The organism is Streptomyces sp. Root431, from assembly GCF_001426585.1.
In the GTDB taxonomy this organism is placed as follows: Bacteria; Actinomycetota; Actinomycetes; order Streptomycetales; family Streptomycetaceae; genus Streptomyces; species Streptomyces stackebrandtii.
Genome location: NZ_LMEI01000012.1, coordinates 487,426 through 505,512 on the forward strand (window position 1 = coordinate 487,426; position 18,087 = coordinate 505,512).

The following is an 18,087-nucleotide window of genomic DNA, read 5'->3' on the forward strand; positions in this document are numbered from 1 at the left end:
TACCTGAGCGAGGGAGGCGGCCCGTACGATGAGCCGCCCAGGGGGAAGGGGATCCACGTGCGCCGGCTGGGAGAGCTGGAGGCCGAGATCATGGACCGGTTGTGGGTCTGGCAGCGACCCGCCACCGTCCGCGAGATCGTCGACGACATCAATCGGGGACGCCGGGTCGCCTACACGACCGTCATGACGGTGGCGGACATCCTGCACCGCAAGGGCTGGCTCCGCCGCGAGAAGGCGGGCCGCGCCTGGCTGTACGAGCCCGTCCGCAGCCGCGAGGAGTACACCGCCGGCCTCATGCGGGACGCCCTCGGCGACAGCCAGGACCGGCCGGCCGCCCTGCTGCGGTTCGTCGAGGTCATCTCGGACGAGGACATGGCCGCCCTGGACGCGGCCCTCCGCGCCACCCGCGGCGGCGGCCCCGGCACGGGCGGTGGCGCGTGAACCACCACGCCCTCGTCCCGCTCGGGCTCGTCCTCGTCACCGGATTCCTCGTGCCCTGGCTCGTCGTCCGCGCCCGCTGGGCCCAGCAGGTCCCCCGCCTCGCGCTCGCCGTGTGGGCCGCGTGCGGCGCCGTCTTCACCGTCGCGACCGCCCTGCTCCCCGCCCAGCTCGTCCTGACCAGCGAGAGCAGTCACCGCCTCACCGACATGGTGCTCACGCTCCGACTCCCCTCCCCTGAGCGGCTGTTCGCCCTCGAAGGCCGCGAGCTGCTCGCCTTCGCGATCGCCCTCACCGTCGTCTCGCTGCCCGGCGTCGCCTTCTTACGGAGACTGGCGCGGGCCCGGCGGGTGCGCCTGCGGCACGCCGGGGTGCTGCGGCTCGTCGGACGGTACGACCCCGACCTGCGGGCCACCGTCCTCGACGACGACCGCCCCGCCGTCTACTGCCTGCCCGGCCGCTCGCGCCGCGTGGTCGTCTCCTCCGGAGCGGTCCACACCCTCACGCCCGCCCAGCTCGCGGCCGCCCTCGCGCACGAGCGCGCGCACATCGCCGGGCGGCACCACCTCCTCGTCGCGGCGGCGGAGTCCTTCTCGGCCGTCTTCCCGCGCCTCCCGCTCGCACGACACGGCGGGACGTCCGTACCCCTGCTCCTCGAAATGACCGCGGACGACCGGGCGTTGCGGCGATGTACACGCGACGCGCTCGCGACGGCGCTGTACGCGCTGGCCTCCGGGCGGGCCCCGCGGTCCGCCTTCGCGGCGGGCGGCCCCTCGGCGGCGCTGCGGATGCGGCGCATCCTCACCCCGTACAGCGCGGGACACCCCGTCCTGCGCGGGCTGTTCACCATCACGTCGGCGGCACTCGCCATGACACCGCTGATCATCGCCTGCTGTTCCTTCCCCGGCTAATTGTCCCGCCGCACCGTCCGACCCCCCGAACACCGTTATTTACTAAGCGAATTCGTAGATTTCGCATCGGTCACGGGCAACTTAATTCACCGCTATTGTGGGTATGTTGGGGCTCTGGCTCGGCACGTCGAAGGGTACGAAACCTATGCAGCTGGCTGGCGTTCGAACGGCCGCGGCCGGCGATGCGACGACGATATCCAGGCTGCTCGCGGACGCCATTCGGAGCAGCTACACGGGAATCCTGGACGAAATGCCGATGCGGCGGCTGATCTCGGCCCAATGCGCGCTCCCCCGCATACGCGCGGAAATTGAAATTCCGGGAGGCGCACCCGGCTGGCTCGGCTGGCTCGTCGCCACCGACCCCGAGGGCACTGTCGTCGGCGTCGCCGCGGGCGGGGTGCCCGTACCGGGCGAGGGCGAGGTGTACGCACTGGCCGTGGCGGACGGATCCCGCCGCCACGGAGTCGGTACGGCCCTGCTGACCGCGGCCACGGACCGGATGCGGAGCTACGGCGCCCAGGAGCAGCGGGTCGAACTCCCGGCGGAGACCGACCCGGCGCTCCCGTTCTACACACGGATGGGGTTCGGCGCCCTCAGCCCAACCCGCTGGAGCAGGCGCCTCTCTTAAAGGGCTCGTTCGCCTCCGGGGCGCTTCAGCCGGGCTCACACCCCCGACCGTGCTCGCCCCCTCCTTCGTCGGGGGCTCCGCGCGCTCGGGGGTGTTCCCCCGGCCGCGCCCCTTCGGCTCACTCGCCGGGTCCCGTGAGCGAGGCCCCGCCCCCTGAGTGATCCCGGCGCGCGTGAGCGAGCCCGGTCCCCCGAGCGAGCCCGGGCCGCGTGAGCGAGCCCGATCCCCGGAGCAAACTCGGCCCGCGTGAGCGAGCCCGGTCCGCGTGAGCGACCGGGGTGAGCCGCCGCGGCTCGCTGCCCTCCCCAGCCACGCATCGCCCGGCCCGGCGCAGACCCGTACGAGCGTCGAACCGACGGCCGTGGCAGATCCACGCCATCGCGTGTTCACGCAGCCCGATCCGGTGGATCGGCGCTCCCCCGCCAGGTCAGGATGGGTCCAGCGGCGCGGTCCCGGCGGCACGGGTACCTCGTCCGGACGGCATGGACCGAGCGAGCCCCTGGAGGAGCGATGCACACACCGAGCGGCATTTCCCTGCCCGTCGTGCCCGCAGCGTTCGCTCCGGTCCTGCCGTCCCGATACGACCGGGAGCGGGAGCCGGCCCCCGGCGCCGGCATCCGGATCAAGTCCGACACCCTGCCCGGACTCGAATCGGTCTCTCCCGCCGACGAGAACTCGGTCTGGCTGCACGACGCCCTGCTCGGCCCGCACAGCGCGGACATCGTCCGGTACCTCGGCCTCGCCCGCTCCACCGGCGGACCCGTCCTGGACCTCGGCTCCGGCGCCGGGCGGCTCTCCGTCCCGTTCGCCCGGCACGGCTTCGCCGTGGAAGCCGTGGACCGGGACGCCTCGGCCCTCGAGCGCCTCGAAGGCTGGGCGCGCCGGATCGGCCCGCAGGTCGCCGGGCTCGTCGTCACCCACCGGGCCGACCTCACCGAGCTGCGGCTCGAAGGGAGTTACCGCCTCGCGCTCCTCGCGGGCGCGATGGTCACGGCCGTCCCGCCCGCCCACCGGCCGGGGCTGCTGCGCGAGGTCGCCTCCCACCTGGAGACGGGCGGGGCGCTCGCCCTCGACTACACGGCGCACCAGCTGCCCGGACTCATCGCGGAGCCGCGCAGGACCTGGGCGTTCCAGGTGCCGCGCTTCGACGGGATCGACGAGTGGGTGGTGGCGCGCCAGGTCTTCGACCTGCCGTCGATGAGCGAGCGGATCACGTACTACACGGCCCGCACCGGCAAGCTCTCCACCGAGCGGGTCGTGCTGACCACCGACAAGTGGATCGTGGATCCCGAGCGGCTCGCGGCGGAGCTGCACTCGGCCGGCCTGCACATCGAGGGCCGGCGGCGCCACCGGATCGACGACCGGACGGAGAGCGTGCTGCTGGTGTGCAGGACGGACGACTGACGGACCGGCCCTGCGCGGAAGGCCGACGGACGACCGTGAAGCGGCCGAAGAGCGCCTGACGCTCTTGACGGGCAAGAGGTACGATGCCCACAAAAGTTTGAGCCGACCAGGTGGCGGGCGGAGAAGATGGCAGTCGTGGAAGAGCTGACGGGTCGCGAGGCGGTGATCCAGCGCCTGCGCGACGTCGGGCTGCGGGTCACGGGCCCGCGCCTGGAGGTGCTCACGGTGCTCGCCGCCGGTGGCCATCTCGACGTCGAGGCGATCACCACGACCGCGCGCGAGCGGCTCGGCACGCTGACCAGCCAGGCCGTGTACGAGATGCTGCGGCACTTCCAGGAGACCGGCCTGGTCAGCAAGTTCGACCGGCCGGGCCTGCCCGCCGTCTTCGAGATCTCCGGTCCCGCGCACCAGCACGCGCTGTGCGTCGTCTGCGGCCGCGTGGAGAACGTCGACGCGGCCACGCCGAAGCCGCCCCGGGGCGCGCTGCCGGAGTGGCGGGTGGACGACGCCGAGATCGTGTTCAAGGGCCTGTGCCCCGACTGCCGGGCGAGCGCCCCCACCGCCTGAGCGGTCGCGGGCCCGTCCCCGCCCCCGCCCCGAAGCCGCCCCGCCGGCGCCGTGAACCGTCCTGAGCTGCGGTGAACTCCGTGCGTGTCGTTCGAATGTATGGCAGGGTCTAGCGGGGCGATTCATGAGGATCCAGCGGGATCCGAGGGGAGTCTGCTGCGCCGTGTCCAGAAACGCCGCCGTGGCCCGTACGGGCAGCGAACAGGCTCTCGCCGTCTACCAGGAGCTCCGCGCCCGTCCGGGGACGACCTTCGACCAGGTCGCGGACCGGCTGGAGCTCTCCGCCGAGGACCGGGAGCGATGTCGTGACGAACTCGCTTCCTTAGGCCTGACCACCCCCTCCCTCGACTCGAACGCCGTCGTGGACCCCGATGTCGCCCTGCTGCGCCTGCTGCGCCGGGAGCGCGACCGGCTCCAGGAGCGCCTCGCCGCGACGAGTCGCGCGCACACCGCCCTCGAAGCCCTCGCCGGACCGTTTCTGCGGGCCGGCGCCACCCCGCGCGGGGAGATCGAGGTCGAGATCGTCGACGACCCCCACCGCGTACGGCGGAGCCTCGCCGATCTGACGGACTCCGTTCGGACGGCCGCGCACTTCATGCACACCGGCTCCGTGCGCCGTGAGGAACTGCCGGGCGAGCTGGCCCAGGACCGTCTGTGGGCCGACCGCGGGGTCCGGATCCGGGCCATGTACAGCCGGCGGGCCGCCTCGGTGCCGGAGATGGTGCAGCACCTGGAGAAGCGGGCCGCGCTGGGCGTGGAGGTCCGCTTCGCCTCCGTCGTGCCGATGAACATGGTCCTCGCCGACGAGAACTTCGCGCTCCTGCCCACCGATCCGCACGACCTGTCCTCCGCCGTGATCCTCGCGCGCGGCCCCGGCCTCGTCCGCTCGTACCTCGCCCTGTACGAGTACTGCTGGACGGCGGCCGCCCCGTACGGCGAGGAGGAGGCGGCGGAGAAGGGCGGCGACGGGCTCTCCGAGCAGCAGCGGGCGGCGCTCCTGATGCTCGCCTCCGGCATCAAGGACGAGCAGATAGCCCGGAATCTGGGGGTCTCGCTGCGGACGGTGAGCCGGCTGCTGTCCGAGGTGATGCAGGAGCTGGGGGCGGCGAGCCGCTTCGAGGCGGGCGTGAAGGCGGCCCGGCTCGGCCTGCTGGACGGCGAGGGAGTCGAGCGGGGCGCGTAAAACGGTCCAAGGGCGGGATACCCCCGGGGAGTTCGGATGGCGCACGATGGACGCACGACCGGTCGGACCGGTCGGATCGGCATGACGGACGGCCGCCCAGCCGTGTGACAGGGTGACGGCGGCGCGACTCGAGGGAACAGGGGGTCACTTCGCCTTGATCACCACCGGCGGCGGTACGGGTACGGGGAACGGGACCGAGCGCTCGGAGGGCTCACCCGATGCCGTGGTGCACCTCTACCAGGAACTGCGCAGGCGCGGAGTGTCCAGCCTCGGCGAAGTGGGGGCCCAACTCCGCCTCTCTCCCGAGGAGTACGAGCGATGTCGGTGCGAACTGACGGACCTCGGGCTCATCGTTCCGACCAACCCGGCCCAGCACGGCGCCCGCGGCGAACTCCGGGCCGGCGGCGGCAGCGGCGGTGGCACCGGTCTCGGCGGTCGGCTTCGGGAGGGCGCCGGTGACGAAGCCGGCGATGGTGACACGGTCGCGGTGATCGACCCGGAGATCGCCCTGCTCCGGCTGCTGCACCGGGAGCGGGAGCAGCTGCGCGAGCACCTCGACGAGGCGGACCGCGCGTACGACACCCTGGAGACCCTGGCGGGGGCGTTCCTGCGGGCCGGTTCGCTCACGCGGGCGGACGCCGATGTGGAGCTCCTCAGCGATTACCGCCGTATCCAGCAGGTCCTCGAGGACATCACGGACGTCATCCAGCACAGCCTGGCGTCGATGCATCTGACGTCGCTGCGGCGCGAGGTGGGCGAGCGGGTGCTGAGCCGGGACCGGCGGCAGATCGAGAACGGGGTGCGTGTCCGCGCCATGTACAGCGAGCAGGCCTGCGTCTCGCCGGAGGTGGCGGAGCATCTGCGGCGCCGGGTCGAGGCGGGGGTGGAGGTGCGGATCGCGTCGGCGGTCCCCATGCCGCTGATCATCGCGGACGAGCAGTTCGCCGTGGTGCCCGTCGATCCGGCCGAGCCGGCGGCGGGCGCGGTCCTGGCCAGGGGCCCCGCCCTCGTCCGCTCGTACCTCGCGCTGTACGAGCACTGCTGGCACACGGCCCTGCCGTACGGGGACGGATCCGCGCCGGACCTGGGCGGCGACGGGCTCTCCGAGCAGCAGCGGGCGGCGCTGAGCATGCTCGCCTCCGGGATGAAGGACGAGAAGATCGCGCGGGGGCTCGGGGTGTCGCTGCGGACGGTGAGCCGCATGCTTTCCGAGCTGATGCAGGAGATGGGTGCGACGAGCCGGTTCGAGGCCGGGGTGCGTGCCTATCGGCTGGGCTGGGTCGACTGAACCCCGTTATTTTCGCGGGCGGTTCGGCCGGTTGCCGGGCGCACGGAAATGACTCCGCAGCCGCCCTTTACCGGGGCGGCCGCGGAGCCTTTCTTTCGGATTCCCGACGACTCAATTGGCAGATATCGGCGCCGGGGGGATCTTGTCCCACTCGTTCCCGTTGGACGGGGACGGGGTGGGAGTGGGGGTGGGAGTGGCGGTGGTCCCGTCGGACGCACCGTCCGCCACCACGTGCTGGGGGGCCGAGACCGCGCTCGGGGCCGTCGCCAGGGCCGCGCCGCCGGCGACGGCGAGACACGCTGCCGCGGCGAGGGCGAACTGACGGACGATCTTGCGGGTCCCCGTGGCGTGCTCAGCAGACATGATTCCTCCAGGAGTGGGAATGTGAATTCCGCCTTCCGGGGCCCGTGCCGCCGGGCGTTCCCTGAAGACATCTCCATTCTGTCCCCGCCCCGGAATCCGATCCAGGGATTCTCTGTGCGTGGACTCGCCATGGCGTGGATGCGTCAATATGCCTGCACAGCAACGGAATTGAAGAATCCGGAGTCTTGCATATCTTTGGTCGAACCAAAAGTGATGCTAGACTTGAGCCACGGCCTTCTCGTTCCTCCAGGAGAGAGAGGCCGCCGGGGCAGGGGCGTGCCGCCGCCCCTGCCCCACCCCCTGGCCCAGCCCCTCCGCCAACGCCTCCCGGTACACCTCGACGGTCCGGGTGGCGGAGGCACGCCAGCTCATCCCACGCGCGTGGCGGACCGCCGCCTCCCCCATCGACTCCACCGCCTCCGGGTGCGCCGCGAACCACCGCAGCCGGCGCGCGTACTCCACCGGGTCGTGGCCGTGCACCAGGAGCCCCGTCACCCCGTCCCACACCGCCGTCGGCAGCCCGCCGACCGCCGCCGCGAGCACCGGAGTCCCGCAGGCCTGCGCCTCCAGGGCCACCAGGCCGAAGGACTCGCTGCGCGAGGGCACCACGAGCACGTCCGCCGCCCGGTACCAGTCCGCCAGCTCCTCCTGCGGTACGGGCGGGCAGGACCGCAGCACATCGGTGACGCCCAGCTCCCCCGCCAGCTTCCAGGCCGTCCCCTCCCGGGTCGCGCCCGAGTGGCCGCCCACCACCGGCACCAGCAGCCTGCGGTGCAACCCCGGCTCCTGCCGCAGCAGTTCCGCGATGGCCCGGACCAGCACGTCCGGGCCCTTCAGTGGCTGTATGCGGCCGGCGTAGAGCGGGATGAACGCGTCGACGGGGAGCCCGAGCCGGGCCCGCGCCGCCACCCGGCCTCCCCCGGAGCCTTCGGCCCGGGAGGTACCCCCAGCCGGCCGAAAGGTCCGCAGGTCGACCCCGGGGCGCACGACCTCGGTCCGCTCCCCCGCCGCTCCGTACAGCGTGCGCAGCGCCTCCGCCTCGTCGGTCGTATTGGCGATCAACCGGTCGGCGGAGCCGACCACTTGGAGTTCCCCGCGGACGCGGAGCTCGGGCTCGGGGGTGTCGCCCTCGGCGAGCGAGGCGTTCTTCACGCGGGCCAGGGTGTGGGCGGTGTGCACGAGCGGGATCCGCCAGCCGACCGAGGCGATCCGGCCCGCCTGGCCGGAGAGCCAGTAGTGCGAGTGGACCAGGTCGTAGCGCCGGTCCTCCTTCAGCAGGGCCAGCGAGAAGGGCACGACGAGGTCCGGCATGGCCTCCTTGGGCAGCGGCCCGCGCGGCCCGGCGTGCAGATGACGGACCCGGACCCCGGGGGCGAGCTCGACGAGCGGGGGCAGCCCCTCACCCCGGCAGCGGGTGAACAGGTCGACCTCCACGCCCAGTTCGGCGAGGGCGCGGGAGAGTTCGACCATATAGACGTTCATCCCGCCGGCGTCCCCCGTCCCGGGCTGGTGGAGCGGGGAGGTGTGGACGCTGAGCATGGCGACGCGCAGGGACACGTGGAGCTCCTGTGGAGTGGGGCCACGTGTCCCTGCGCGTCGCTCGCGCGCGCACGGTCACGCGACAGGGAGGAATCGAACGGAACGCTTGCTCACTTGGATGCGGATGTACTTAGTTGCTTAGTAGTAGGAGGTCGGAAGGGTGGTCGGGAGGAGAGGAGCGGTCGGGAGGGGTTCAGAACCCGAAGACCGGGCCCGAGGGCGGCGCGAGCCGGGTCCCCGGAAGGGGGCCCATCAGCGCGTGCCAGTCGACCGGCCGGCCCGGCAGCACCTGGAGCGCCGACGCGAGCCGGTCCGCACCCTCCGGCATCACCGGCCGCGCCCACGCGGAGAGCGCCGAGGCCACCGCCAACTGCGCGGCCAGCGCCGGAAGATGACGGCAGGAGGTACTGGGCCGGCACCGCTCGTGCGCGTTGACGTGACCGAAGTCGGCCACCGAGCGGACCATCTCGTCGAGGACGGCGACCGCCCGGCGCGGGTCGAACGCGTCGGGGCCGTACGCCTCGCGCAGGTCGTCCACACCTCGGTGGAGCCGCCGCTCCAGGATCTCCCAGCCCGTGCCGCCCGGCAGCGCCTGCGGGGCGAGCCCGCCGCACTCCTCCCGTACGGAGGAGAAGAGCCGCCCGAGCCAGCTGTTCCAGCTCTCGTCCAGCTCCCGGCGGGCCGCCGCGAGCCTCTCCCGCTGGAAGACGGTCCTGCGTCCCAGCGGGCGGGCCTGGAGGACGTGCCGGCGGAGGGTGTCGGAGCCGTACTCGGTGAGGAGGTCGAGCGCCCAGACGTTGCCCTCCTGGACGCCTTCCTCGATCACGTACGACTCGTTGACGTTGAAGTCCTGCGGCAGCTTGATGTCCTGCGCGAGGAGCAGCACCGGCAGCAGCACCGCGTGGCAGAAGGCGTGCCCGAAGCCGCAGAAGTGGATGGCGCGGCGGGGCAGTGGGCCCTTCGTGTCGTAGCCGAAGAGGTGCATCGCCGCGGCCTCGAAACAGCCGTCGATCCTGTGGTCGGGGAAGCCGTCGACCGGCACCGGAAGGCCCCACTCGGCGGGGTGGCCGACGGCGATGTCCGGCAGCCCGTCCTCGACGAGCGACTCGCACAGGGCGGCGAGCCGGGGCGGGAGCCCCGCCGTCGCCCAGTACTCGGCGAGCGTCTCCCGGAACGGCTCCAGGGGCACGTACAGCCGGCGGCAGCGGCGGGCCACCGCCGGGGTGTCGCAGACCGCGCAGCGCGCCGAGATGAGGTCCCCGCCGTCGTTCGGGCGGGCGCACTCGTGGCACATGCCGCCGTCGCTGTCCGCACCGCAGTGCGGGCAGCTGCCGGTGGCGTGCGCCCCGTACAGCCAGCGGTCGCACGGCTCGCAGTAGGGCAGGAGGCGGGTGCGCGGGGCGATGACCCCCTGCGCGAACAGTCTGCTGAAGAGGTCCTGCACCCAGCGTCCGTAGCCCTTGTCGCGCCGCGGACGCACGATGTGGTCGAACTCCACACCCGAGCGCAGCCAGTCGGCGGTGATCGCGGCACGGTAGCCCTCCGCGACCTCCTCGGGCTTGCGGTTGTGGCGCAGCGCGCGGACCTCGACGGAGCTGGCGTGGTCGGCGGTGCCGGTGGTGAACCGGACCGCCTCCCCCTCGGCCCGCAGATAGCGGGTGAGGACGTCGGCGGCGACGTACGGCCCGGCGAGATGGCCGATGTGGAGTTCGCCGTGGGTGGCGGGAGGGGTCGCGGTGATCCAGACGGGGGTGCTCATGGGGCTGGAACCTCCTTGACGCTGTGGTGCGGTGGGCTCAGCGCGGTTCGAAGTGGAAGGAGCGGATGAAGCAGTCACGCGGCTGCTCGACGGCGTACACGATGCATTCGAAAAGGGCCTGGGTGGTCAGCTTCTCGTCGGGCGCTATTCCGTCCGGATTCGAGCCGTCCCATTCCGCGAACCGCGGGTCCGAGGTGGAGAAGTCCGGCGGGAAGAGCGAGAAGACGCGGACGCCGGAAGGGCGGAGGCGGCGCGAGAGGATGTCGGCGAAACCGGCCTGCGCGCTCTTCGCCGCCCAGAAGGCCTCGTGGGCGGCGCCGGCGGTCGCCGCGGAGGCGCCCTCGGCGTCGCGGACGGCGACCATGTTGACGATGTCGGGCCGCAGCGAGCCGCGCAGCAGCGGCAGGAAGTGCTTCACCATGAGGACCGTGCCGCCGGCCGTCGACTCGATCGTCTCGACGATCTCGCGGTCGCTGGCGGCCTCCAGGTCCATGCCGTCGAGCCAGCGCGCGCCGTTGTTGACCAACAGGTCGACCCGGTCCGTGCGTTCGCCGACGCGGGCGGCGAACTCCCGGATCTCGGCAGGCTTGCTCAGGTCACAGCCGAAGGCGTGGATGCGGTCACGGGCCGATCCCATGACTTCCGTACGGGTGCGTTCGGCGGCCTCGACGGTCCGCGCCGATACGTAGACCTCGGCACCGAGGTGCGCGAATCCGACGGCGAGCGCGCGACCGAAATAGCGGGACGCTCCGGTCACGACGACACGCAGATTCTCGAATTTCATCTGTGTCTGCTCTCCCCACGGATACCGATTGCCGGTCCATTTCAGCGTGGCAGAGAAACGACACGGCGGGCCCGGCGAGAGGGGTGCGCGTTCACGCCGTTGCGTGGATACGCCACGGCAGTTCCAGCCGCCCGAGGACGGTGGCCCGCTTGTGGTGGACGCGCACCCGGTCCGGCGCGGTGGAGACGGTCACAGTACCGCCGGGGGTGCGGACGGGGCCGGTCGGCGCGGGCACGACGGTCCCGTCGATCGCGCCGGCGGCGGCGAGTGCGGCGGCCCCGGTGAGCGCGAGCCGCGGATGCCAGCCGCCGACCGTGAGCGCCCGGACGGCCACCCCTTCGGGTCCCGCGGCGAAGGCGGCGATCTTGGGGAGGGCGGAGCGGGGCGGATACCCGAGGACGCGGGCGGCCTCGGCGCGGAGGGCGAGGAGGTGGTGCCGGAGGGCGGCCTCGTCTTCGGGGAATTGGCAGGCATCGACGAACACGTACGGATTGCCGTACCGCACGAGCGAGACGGGCACGCCGAGGAGGACGTCGACGGGGCGACCGGTGGGGAGGGTGCCGGGGGCGGTCGGCGGCTTGAGGAAGGAGAGGGTGTAGGCGTGGCCGGCCGCACCGTCCTGCGGCTCGCGTTCGCTGAGCACCGTGTCGCCGGTGGTCACGGCATGGACGGTGACGGGTCCGGGGCGGCCGTCCGCGACGACGCAGGCGAGGAGGGAATGACCGCAGCCGGCCCGGAAGTCGAAGGCGCGGTCGGGGAGGGCTTGGACGAAGCGGTAGCCGAGATCGGGGCGGGGGGTGGGGCCGGGGCCGCGGCCGGTACGGATGGCGGGCCCGGTGCCGGGGCCGGTACGGATGGCGGGCCCGGCGCTGGTACCGGTCCCGGTACGGATGGCGGGCCCGTACAGGGCGATCTTGTGCAGGTCCGCGTACGCCGTCCCGGCGAGCGCCTGGCGCAATCGCGCCAACTCGCCCCCGAGCGCGAGCGCCCCGACGGGGAGTTGGTCGAGACGCAGGACGAGGGTGGGACCGGGGGCGTCCTCGGCACGGACGACGGTGGCGAGGACGGTGTCTGCGGAGCTGGTGCCCCTGCGGTGCGCCGTGGCGCGCCGGGCCCCGATGCGGGCCTCATCCGTCGCGGGCGCCTGACCGTTCCGGGCCCCGACCGTTGCGGGCGCCTGCCCGTTCCGGGCCCCGGCCGTTGTGGGCATACGTTCCGCCGGGGCGGAACGGGTGGGCACAACGGACGGCGCCTTCGCGGGCGCCTCCGCCCCCTGTAGCCCACGACCACGTGCGGGGTCCTGAACGGTGCGGGCTCCGGTGGTGCGGGACAGGGGGGCGAGGGCGCCGCCAAGGGCGCCGTCCCGTGTGCCCACCCGTCCCGCCCCAGCGGGACGATTGCCCACACGGGCGGGGCGAAGGCCCCCCGAGGCGCAGCCGGGCGAAGGCGCGGGGCACAGCTCGGGCGCGGGCCCCGGCGCGGCGCAGGAGGGCTCGGCAGCACCCAGTGGTTCGGGGCCCTCGGGGTCAGGCCGCACAGCCCACCGGGATTCGCATGCCCTGTACGACCTCCGTCCAGAGTTCGTGGACGGCCAGGGCCCAGAGGGCCAGGGCGTCGTGGTGGGAGGGGCGTTCGAGGTGGCGGGTGAGGAGTTTTTGGACGCGGTCGGCGCGGACCTTGCCGCCGAGGACGAGGCGGGCCGGGGAGAGGAGGTCGCGGACGGTGTCGAGGAGCGGGCTGCCGGGGGCGAGCATCGCCGCGAGCGGGAGCGTGAAGGGTTGTTTGGGGCGGCGGAGGACGCCTGCGGGGAGGAGCTCGGTGCCCGCTTCGTACAGTGCTCGCTTGCCCGTCCGTGCGGCGGTCGGGAGCCCCCTCGCGTGCGCTACTACCGACGGCTGGCAGAAGGGCATCCGGGCTTCCACCGCCCACGCCATGGACAGGTGGTCCACGCGCCGCAGGTGGTACGCGGGGAGTCGCCAGCGCGTCTCGAAGGCGGTCATCGCGGTGAGCCGGTCCGCGCCGACGGCCTCGGCGGAGCGCAGCTCCTGCTCGATGCGGTCGGCGGCGGAGCCCTGATCGGCGATGTGGGCGCGGTAGTTGGCCGTGTAGAGGTGGTCGCGGAGCAGCCGCGGCGCGGCCGACAGGGCGTCCGCGTACGCCCCGGCCCAGTCCGCCCCGGCGGGCGCTGCCAGCGCGGCCCGCATCCGGTCGTAGCCGCCGAAGAGTTCGTCGGCGCCGTCGCCGGCGAGCGCGACGGTGAAGCCGTTCTGCCGGACGGCGCGGAAGAGCGCGTACGTGGAGAGGGTGATGGGGTCGGCGTTGGGCTGGCCGAGGTGGCGGACGGTCCGGGTGAGGAGGGAGGAGAGCTCGTCGGGGTCGACGGAGACCTCGTGGTGGACGGTCCGGGCCCGGCGTGCGACGGAGCGGGCGAACGCGGCTTCGGAGTCGGGCCACTTGCCCCGGTAGGTGAGGTGGAAGGTGTGCAGCGGCGGCGCGCCGGTCTCGCGGGCGTGCTCGGCGGCGAGCGCGGTGACGAGGCCGGAGTCGAGGCCGCCGCTGGTGATCGCGCAGACGGGCACCTCGGCGTGGGCGAGCCTCCGGACCTCGTGACGCAGGATGTCCTGCGTGTCATGGGTGGCGGGGGTGGCGTGGGTCGCGTGGGTCGCGTGGGTGGTGCCTCCCGGGGTGCCCGCCCGGGGGCCTCTGCGTCGTACCACCGGGGGCGATCCCGGGCGTACCAGCGCCGTGGCTCCCGGCGGCAGCACGCTCACGCCGTCGAGGGCCGTGTGCGTCGAGAACGGCGTGCGCGTGGCGAGGACCGTGTCCAGGGCGTCGTCGCGCGGGGAGATCCGTACCCCTTCGAAGGCGAGGAGCGCGGGGATCTCGGAGGCGAAGCGGGTGGAGCCGTCGTACGGGTCGTGGTGGAAGTACACCGGCTTCATGCCCATGTCGTCGACGGCGAGGACGAGTTGGGCGCTGCCGGGTCGGAGGTCGAGGATCGCGACGGCGAACATGCCGTCGAGGTGCTCGGCGAAGGCGGGGCCGTACTCGGCGTAGAGCGCGGGGAGCACGGTGCCGTCGCAGCGGTCGGGGAAGCGGTGGCCGCGGGCGGCGAGCGCGCGGCGCAGTTCGGCGTGGTTGTAGATCTCGCCGTTGAGCACGGCGAGGATGCCGGGGAGGTGCGGCAGCCGGTAGGGCTGCTGCCCGCCGCACGGGTCGGTCACGGCGAGCCGGTCGCAGCCGAGCGACCAGCCGGGCCCGGTGAGCACGTGGTGCTCGTCGGGGCCGCCGTGGCGCTGGCGGGCCGAGACCGCCGCGAGCTCGGCGGGGTCCGGGCGGTCCGCTCCCGCGGCGATGGTGCCGAGAATCCTGCACATGGCGGTCGCCTCCGTATTCCGAAGTCACTGTCCATCTCACACTGGTCGCACCCAATGATTTGAATCTACCAAGTTTTTGAATGGCGCGTAAGTGCCATGTCCAGTTCACGCCACGGGTTGGCCTTGCGACGCTCCCGCCACCCCAACAGGCTTGCCTCATGAGGGACATGGAGGATTTCGAGAGGGGCCGCGGCGCACCCGCATCCCTGCTGGTCGTGGCCGCGCACCCGGACGACATCGAGTTCTGCGTCAGCGGCACCGTCATGCAGTGGATCGAGCGCGGCACCCGCGTCACGTACTGCATCGTCACGGACGGCGGCGCCGGCGGTTACGACGAACAGCTCCCCCGGCAGGCGATGGCGGATCTGCGCCGCGCGGAGCAGGTCCACTCGGCGAAGCTCAGCGGCGTCGCCGACGTCCGCTTCCTCGGCTACCCCGACAGCTTCGTCGAGGCCTCCGTCGAGCTGCGGCGCGACCTGTGCCGGGTCATCCGCGAAGTACGCCCGCAGCGGGCCATCATCCCCTCCCCCGAGATCAACTGGGCGCGCGTCGCCGACCTCCACCCCGACCACCGCGCGGTCGGGGACGCCTGCCTGCGCGCCATCTACCCCGAGGCCCGCAACCCCTTCGCGCACGCGGAGCTCCTCAAGGAGGAGGGCCTGGAGCCGTGGACCGTCCACGAGCTGTGGCTGATGACCGGCCCCACCCCCAACCAGTACGTGGACGTCACCCCGGTCTTCGAACGCAAGGTCCAGGCACTGCGCATCCACACCTCCCAGACGGCCCACTTCGACGACCTCGCCGGCCTGCTCCGCGACTGGCTCGGCGAGCACGCGACGGCGGGCGGACTGCCGCCGGGCCGGATGGCGGAGGCCTTCCAGATCGTGCACATCGACTGAGCCGCGCGCCTCGCGGACTTCTTGTGGCGGCACGGGGTGCGTGAGACGGTTTTCGCCCAACACTCGGTACACCAGGGGGAGTTCCGACATGGCGATCGAACCGACGGCCGGCGAACAAGCTCTCGTCGACCAGTACGCCCTGCCCTGGATCGAAGCGAACGAGGACGGCTCCTCCGCCGCAGACGGCAGCCTGCGCTCGTACGCGTCGTCGCTGGAGAACGACGGGGCCGACGCCACCAAAGCCGTCCAGCGCCTGGTCTCCAGCGGCAAGGGCGAGGCGCTGAAGGCGCTCGAAGCGCACTGGTCCCGCGTCCACGCGTACTTCGGTCAGACGACCAGGGCCGCCATCGCGATCGCCGCCGAGATCCAGGCCTCCGGCGACACCATCGTCGTCGGGAAGCACCGGGCCCAGGACCTGATCGCCCACCTCTCGACCTCGGGCTCCGGCGCCTCCAACGACGCCCAGCACACCATGCTCATGGAGCGGCAGGCCGACATCACCCGGCAGGACCTCCAGGCGAACGCGAAGACGGCCCTCTCCGAGACCAAGGCGGGCGCGGCCCGCGCGCAGGGCGACCCGGACGTCGCCACGCTCGGGAGCATCCCCTCCACCCTCGCCGGCCTCCTGGGCGGCGCGGAGGGAGGCCTCGGCCGGGGCATCGGCGCCGGTGGCGGCGTCGCGAACGGCATCGGCGCCGGTGGCGGCGTCGCCAACGGCATCGGCGTCGGTGCCGGTGTCGCCGCGGGGATCGCAGGTGCGGCCGGCGGCAGCTCGGGGATGCGCGGGGACGACGGGGGCGGAGGGGACGGGGTGGGCGGTCCGGGCGGAAGCGCGGGGATGCGCGGGCAGCACGGCAGCCCCCAGGTGGGGACGAACGCGGGGCAGTGGAACATCTTCCTCGACCACGACGAGCACAAGCGCGCCGCCAACAGCCTCGCCGCGGCCGCCGAGAAGCTCTACGGCCGGACGACGCAGGCACTCGCCCGCGCCCGGTTCGACCTGGACACGCTCTCCGCCGGCGGCTCCCTGGGCGCGTCGATCACCGCCGACTACGCCCCGCTGCTCGACGACCTCGACGGCGCCACCCGCGCGCTCGCCAACCACCTGGACGGTCCGCTGCGGGACCTGGTCCTCGGCATCTCCACCGACCAGCAGAAGACCGACGAGGCCAACAGGGATCGCCTGGGCCGGCTGGACTGACTCAGCCCCTGTGCCGGCGGTCTGCGGGCAGTCGTCAGCGGACGACGTCGAAGACCTGCTTCTGCAGACCGTTGGCGTAGACCTCGTGCTCGACCAGCTTCAGCTTCTGGGTGTCCTTGTCGGTGGTGCTGAAGAGCCGCTTGCCGGCGCCGAGGAGCAGCGGGAAGACGAGCAGGTGGTAGCGGTCGATCAGGCCCGCGTCCGAGAGGGCCTGGTTCAGGGTGGCGCTGCCGTGGACGATGATCGGGCCGCCCTCGGTCTCCTTCAGCGCGGCGACCTCGTCGAGGGAGCGCAGGATCGTGGTCTCGCCCCAGTTCGAGACGAGGTCGTCCTCGGTGAGCGTGGTGGAGACGACGTACTTCGGCATCACCTTGTAGTCGGCGAACTCCTCCATGCCGGGCCACACGGGGCTGAAGGCCTCGTAGCTCGTCCGGCCCAGCAGCATCGCGGCGGCCTCCTTCTGCTCCCGGCCCTTGATCTCGTAGGCCTCGGGCAGGAACTCGACGTCCTTGAAGGTCCAGCCGGAGTTCCGGTAGCCGGGCTCGCCGCCCGGGCCCTCCACGACGCCGTCGAGCGAGATGAAGGCGGTGCTGATCAGAGTGCGCATGTCGATCCCTCGGTGTCTCGGTGACTCGGTACTGCTCTTCGTTTCTCGGCGCCGCGCGCCCACTGCCCACTATGACCGCGGACCTCGGGAAAACTCATCGGTCGCCGCCGAAGCCTAGGATCGGAGTATGGCCATGCGGTGCGACTCATCCCTGTCCCTCTGGTCGCGGGACTCGTTCCTGTCCGTCGGGTCGGTCGGCTCGACGCTGTCGATCGGCTCGGTCGGCTCGTTCCTCTCCGTCGGCTCGGTCGGCTCGGCCCTGTCCATCGGCTCCGTCGGCTCCTGGGCGAGCGCCGGCTCGCTCCTGTCCGCCCGTTCGAGCTGGTCGGTCCTCTCGTACCGCTCCTGCCGGGGAGTGCTCGCGGCGGGCGCGGTCCTGGTGGTCGCGGGGCTGGCGGTCACGGGGGCGGCCGCCCTGAAGCGGTGATCGTTTCCGCTCACTGCTCCAGGCGGCACCGATGATCCGATTGGTGGGCGCCACGGCGTGATCATGACGGATGCGGCGCGGGAGGCGTCGATGCAGGCGCGGGAGGCGTCAGCGCGTGCGTACGCCGTCGATGGCGAGCCTCAGCAGGAGTTCGGCCTCGGCAGGGCCGTCGGCGTCACGCTCGGTGGCGAGGGCGATGGCGCCGACGAGCTTCAGGAGCCGGGTGACGGTGACCCCGGGGCGCACGGCGCCCGCCGCCCGGGCGCGGGCGAGGAGGGCGTCTCCGGCAGTGGTGATCATGTCGTGGCAGGTCTCGCCCAGCGCCGGATCCGCGTCGCGCATCAGCGAGGATCCCAGTCCCCGGTTGGCCACGGCGTGCGCGGCGACGGCGTGCAGCCAGGTGGCCAGGGCCTGACCCGGGTCCGCTTCCGGGTCGGCGAGGAGATCGTCCGCCTTCGCGCACAGCGTCTCCACCCGGTCCTTGAAGACCGCCTCCAACAGAGCCTGCCGGGAGGGGAAGTGGCGGTGCAGGGTGGCCGAGCCGACCCCTGCCCGGCGGGCGACCTCCTCCAGGGAGGCCTCGGCGCCGCGCTCGGCGATCACGGCCCCGGCGGCGGCCACGATCTTGTCGAGGTTGCGGCGCGCGTCGGCCCGCATCGGCCGGCGGAGCGGGGTGGCGGCGTCCTTCGACACGGGCACTCCTGACGACTTG

18 protein-coding genes are annotated in these 18,087 nt (G+C 72.8%); 10 read left to right on the forward strand and 8 right to left on the reverse strand.

Features of this window, described 5'->3' with window-relative positions; translation table 11 throughout:
• Nucleotides 1-57: 57 nt before the first annotated feature.
• The 7 genes from ASC82_RS24410 (at nt 58) to ASC82_RS24440 (ending at nt 6,419) form a co-directional block, all read left to right on the forward strand.
• A complete protein-coding gene (locus tag ASC82_RS24410; protein ID WP_056651914.1) occupies nt 58-441 on the forward strand; it encodes a BlaI/MecI/CopY family transcriptional regulator in 384 nt (127 codons plus the stop codon).
• A complete protein-coding gene (locus ASC82_RS24415; RefSeq protein WP_056651916.1) occupies nt 438-1,349 on the forward strand; it encodes a M56 family metallopeptidase in 912 nt (303 codons plus the stop codon). Before ASC82_RS24410 ends, ASC82_RS24415 begins: the two co-directional genes overlap by 4 nt.
• A gap of 145 nt (nt 1,350-1,494) precedes the next feature.
• Nucleotides 1,495-1,977 carry a GNAT family N-acetyltransferase gene (locus tag ASC82_RS24420; RefSeq protein ID WP_056651919.1) on the forward strand — a complete coding sequence of 161 codons (483 nt, stop codon included), beginning with the start codon at nt 1,495-1,497 and terminating at the stop codon, nt 1,975-1,977.
• Nucleotides 1,978-2,520: 543 nt separating this feature from the next.
• A complete protein-coding gene (locus ASC82_RS24425; protein WP_157863501.1) occupies nt 2,521-3,381 on the forward strand; it encodes a class I SAM-dependent methyltransferase in 861 nt (286 codons plus the stop codon).
• Between the two features lie 126 nt (nt 3,382-3,507).
• Complete coding sequence (locus ASC82_RS24430; RefSeq protein WP_242427760.1) at nt 3,508-3,948, forward strand: transcriptional repressor; 441 nt, start codon at nt 3,508-3,510, stop codon at nt 3,946-3,948.
• 163 nt (nt 3,949-4,111) lie between these two features.
• A complete protein-coding gene (locus tag ASC82_RS24435) occupies nt 4,112-5,131 on the forward strand; it encodes a LuxR C-terminal-related transcriptional regulator (protein ID WP_056651928.1) in 1,020 nt (339 codons plus the stop codon).
• Nucleotides 5,132-5,285: 154 nt separating this feature from the next.
• The gene (locus tag ASC82_RS24440) at nt 5,286-6,419 is read left to right on the forward strand and encodes a helix-turn-helix transcriptional regulator (RefSeq protein ID WP_242427761.1); all 1,134 of its coding nucleotides are present in this window, start codon (nt 5,286-5,288) and stop codon (nt 6,417-6,419) included.
• Between the two features lie 111 nt (nt 6,420-6,530).
• Here the strand turns inward: ASC82_RS24440 and ASC82_RS24445 are convergent, their stop codons facing one another.
• From ASC82_RS24445 to asnB, 6 genes are all read right to left on the reverse strand, one after another.
• Nucleotides 6,531-6,782, reverse strand: coding sequence for a hypothetical protein (locus ASC82_RS24445; RefSeq protein WP_056651931.1), 252 nt, complete (start codon nt 6,780-6,782; stop codon nt 6,531-6,533).
• Between the two features lie 216 nt (nt 6,783-6,998).
• Nucleotides 6,999-8,321: a D-inositol-3-phosphate glycosyltransferase gene (gene mshA / locus ASC82_RS24450; protein ID WP_079039470.1), complete on the reverse strand. Its 1,323-nt coding sequence runs from the start codon at nt 8,319-8,321 to the stop codon at nt 6,999-7,001.
• A gap of 193 nt (nt 8,322-8,514) precedes the next feature.
• A complete protein-coding gene (locus tag ASC82_RS24455) occupies nt 8,515-10,080 on the reverse strand; it encodes a class I tRNA ligase family protein (RefSeq protein WP_056651934.1) in 1,566 nt (521 codons plus the stop codon).
• Nucleotides 10,081-10,117: 37 nt separating this feature from the next.
• Complete coding sequence (locus ASC82_RS24460) at nt 10,118-10,864, reverse strand: SDR family oxidoreductase (protein ID WP_024759898.1); 747 nt, start codon at nt 10,862-10,864, stop codon at nt 10,118-10,120.
• Nucleotides 10,865-10,955: 91 nt separating this feature from the next.
• Nucleotides 10,956-12,074 (reverse strand): hypothetical protein, encoded by a 1,119-nt coding sequence (locus tag ASC82_RS24465; protein ID WP_056651936.1) that lies wholly within the window; start codon nt 12,072-12,074, stop codon nt 10,956-10,958.
• 316 nt (nt 12,075-12,390) lie between these two features.
• The gene (gene asnB, locus ASC82_RS24470; protein ID WP_056651940.1) at nt 12,391-14,241 is read right to left on the reverse strand and encodes an asparagine synthase (glutamine-hydrolyzing); all 1,851 of its coding nucleotides are present in this window, start codon (nt 14,239-14,241) and stop codon (nt 12,391-12,393) included.
• A gap of 167 nt (nt 14,242-14,408) precedes the next feature.
• Here asnB and ASC82_RS24475 point away from each other — a divergent pair, with 167 nt between their 5' ends.
• Both ASC82_RS24475 and ASC82_RS24480 read left to right on the forward strand, forming a co-directional pair.
• Nucleotides 14,409-15,140, forward strand: coding sequence for a PIG-L deacetylase family protein (locus tag ASC82_RS24475; protein WP_056651943.1), 732 nt, complete (start codon nt 14,409-14,411; stop codon nt 15,138-15,140).
• Nucleotides 15,141-15,228: 88 nt separating this feature from the next.
• On the forward strand, nt 15,229-16,341 hold the full coding sequence (locus tag ASC82_RS24480; RefSeq protein ID WP_056651946.1) for a hypothetical protein: 1,113 nt from the start codon (nt 15,229-15,231) through the stop codon (nt 16,339-16,341).
• Nucleotides 16,342-16,375: 34 nt separating this feature from the next.
• On the opposite strand, the gene ASC82_RS24485 is transcribed toward ASC82_RS24480, so the two are convergent.
• Nucleotides 16,376-16,948, reverse strand: coding sequence for a dihydrofolate reductase family protein (locus ASC82_RS24485; protein WP_056651949.1), 573 nt, complete (start codon nt 16,946-16,948; stop codon nt 16,376-16,378).
• A gap of 127 nt (nt 16,949-17,075) precedes the next feature.
• On the opposite strand from ASC82_RS24485, the gene ASC82_RS24490 reads away from it, so the two are divergent.
• Nucleotides 17,076-17,375 (forward strand): hypothetical protein, encoded by a 300-nt coding sequence (locus ASC82_RS24490; protein WP_056651953.1) that lies wholly within the window; start codon nt 17,076-17,078, stop codon nt 17,373-17,375.
• A gap of 108 nt (nt 17,376-17,483) precedes the next feature.
• Here ASC82_RS24490 and ASC82_RS24495 read toward each other — a convergent pair whose 3' ends face one another.
• A complete protein-coding gene (locus ASC82_RS24495; RefSeq protein ID WP_242427762.1) occupies nt 17,484-18,068 on the reverse strand; it encodes a TetR/AcrR family transcriptional regulator in 585 nt (194 codons plus the stop codon).
• Nucleotides 18,069-18,087: the final 19 nt, after the last annotated feature.

Coding starts and splice junctions, on each gene's coding strand:
- ASC82_RS24420 (WP_056651919.1), top strand. CDS start 1,495: ATGCAGCTGGCTGGCGTTCGAACGGCCGCGGCCGGCGATGCGACGACG.
- ASC82_RS24430 (WP_242427760.1), top strand. CDS start 3,508: ATGGCAGTCGTGGAAGAGCTGACGGGTCGCGAGGCGGTGATCCAGCGC.
- ASC82_RS24445 (WP_056651931.1), bottom strand. CDS start 6,782: ATGTCTGCTGAGCACGCCACGGGGACCCGCAAGATCGTCCGTCAGTTC.
- mshA (WP_079039470.1), bottom strand. CDS start 8,321: ATGCTCAGCGTCCACACCTCCCCGCTCCACCAGCCCGGGACGGGGGAC.
- ASC82_RS24455 (WP_056651934.1), bottom strand. CDS start 10,080: ATGAGCACCCCCGTCTGGATCACCGCGACCCCTCCCGCCACCCACGGC.
- ASC82_RS24460 (WP_024759898.1), bottom strand. CDS start 10,864: ATGAAATTCGAGAATCTGCGTGTCGTCGTGACCGGAGCGTCCCGCTAT.
- ASC82_RS24465 (WP_056651936.1), bottom strand. CDS start 12,074: ATGCCCACAACGGCCGGGGCCCGGAACGGGCAGGCGCCCGCAACGGTC.
- asnB (WP_056651940.1), bottom strand. CDS start 14,241: ATGTGCAGGATTCTCGGCACCATCGCCGCGGGAGCGGACCGCCCGGAC.
- ASC82_RS24475 (WP_056651943.1), top strand. CDS start 14,409: ATGGAGGATTTCGAGAGGGGCCGCGGCGCACCCGCATCCCTGCTGGTC.
- ASC82_RS24480 (WP_056651946.1), top strand. CDS start 15,229: ATGGCGATCGAACCGACGGCCGGCGAACAAGCTCTCGTCGACCAGTAC.
- ASC82_RS24485 (WP_056651949.1), bottom strand. CDS start 16,948: ATGCGCACTCTGATCAGCACCGCCTTCATCTCGCTCGACGGCGTCGTG.
- ASC82_RS24490 (WP_056651953.1), top strand. CDS start 17,076: ATGGCCATGCGGTGCGACTCATCCCTGTCCCTCTGGTCGCGGGACTCG.